Origin of the sequence: Corallococcus sp. CA053C (assembly GCF_003611675.1) — a bacterium.
GTDB lineage: Bacteria > Myxococcota > Myxococcia > Myxococcales > Myxococcaceae > Corallococcus.
Genome location: NZ_RAWA01000764.1, coordinates 1 through 1,517, shown reverse-complemented (window position 1 = coordinate 1,517; position 1,517 = coordinate 1). Strand labels below are relative to the sequence as shown.

The 1,517-nt window shown below is 68.5% G+C and carries 2 pseudogenes; both read right to left on the bottom strand.

Annotated features, from left to right (window positions below):
- Positions 1 to 755: pseudogene (locus D7V97_RS42945) on the bottom strand (hypothetical protein); the annotation flags it as partial.
- A 217-nt stretch (positions 756 to 972) separates the two neighbouring features.
- Positions 973 to 1,517 (bottom strand): annotated as a pseudogene (locus D7V97_RS46365) (serine/threonine protein kinase); the annotation flags it as partial.

Here is a 1,517-nt window from a genome sequence, read left to right as displayed (position 1 = left end):
AGATGTGTATAAAGAGACAGGTCATGCACCGCGGACAGCGACAGCATGTACCGCAGGGGGTGGGGCGGCCGGCCGAAGAGGAGGTACTGCATGTCCAGCGCGACTTCCGCGCCCACCAGGCGCGCGCCCAGCACATCCGAGGCGAAGGCCTCCGTGTACACCGGCCCCAGCTTGCCCGTCACCACCGCCCCCGCCGGGTGGTAGTCGGGGTTACCCCGGTTGTTGTAGCGCCGCACCAGGTGCCCGGACAGCAACGTGTAGGACTCCAGGGCGCCCATCCACAACGAGTTCGGCGCGTCCCCTCCTACCCTGAGAGTGCGCACCACCTGGCCCCAGTCGGACAGCGTGTCCCAGTCCTCCTTCCTCACGAGGCCCGCCCCCGCGCCGCCGCCCCACAGCCGCAGCCGTACGGGAGCCACCACCTCGAGGGTGAAGACGCCTCGCATCCTCACGACCCCTCGGGGCTCCAACTGGACGAAGCCTTCATCCCCGCCCATGCCCTTCCTGGGCAGCAGTGTCAGCGACGTGGCCTCCAGGCGCAGCCAGTGGGCCCACCGCGTGTCTTCGCCCTGGATTGCCGGTGACGCAGGTTCCTCCTCGGACGGCGCCTCTCCCGCTTCCCCGCCGGAAACCTCGGCTTGAAGCGCCTCCTCCAGCCTGCGCACGGCGGCGCCGAAGTCCTCCGGGATGCCGGTCTCCTGCGCCCCTCCCGCCCCGGGTACCAGCAGCAAGACGACGGCCCAACTCCAATGCATGCCCATCGACACCTCCGTGGAAGGCCCCAGCAGGGGCGCTCAGGACAGAGGTTCCTTGTTCGGTCCGACAGGGCGGCGGACCGAGTGGGTCATTGAATTGAAAGAGTCACGGGCGACCCCGCCCGTCTGTGTATAGACAGACGTTCCAAAGTCACACTACGGCACCACGACGGACCAGCTCCGCGCACGGCGCCAACCGCGCGAATTGGTTGGACGATCACGCGGCACTGAAGGAAGGCGGCGTCAGCGGCTGCTTCTCCAGGTACTCGGGCGAGGCATAGGCCACGTCGCCCCGGACGAGGCTCGTGAGCGATTCCTCCCGGCCCACCACCAGCGAGCAGGCCGCGCCGAAGTTCATCAGCTTCACCCCACCATGCGCCCCCACGTAGAGGGCGAAGGCCTCCGAGACGGGCTGGCCGCGTGCCACGCCCGCGCTCACCAGCGTCTCCAGCGAAGGGCCGTCCACGTGCTCCATCACAACGTGCAGGGCGTCCTGGTGCGCCTTGCGGAGGAAGACCTGGGCGACGCCAGGCGGGTTGAGGCGGAAGGCCACCTGCACCTCTTCCATCAGTCGCTTGCGGCGCAGGTAGGTGGAGAGGTTGGGCAATCGCCACACGAAGCAGAGCCCGAGAAGAGCGTCGCCCTCTTCCGCGAAGCGGCGGGCCAGCATGAGCAGCTCGCCTGTCTGCATGCGCACCCGTTCGCGAATCGCCTCGTAGCGGACACCACCCATGGTGAAGAGCGGGCGTGGGGCATCGGGGG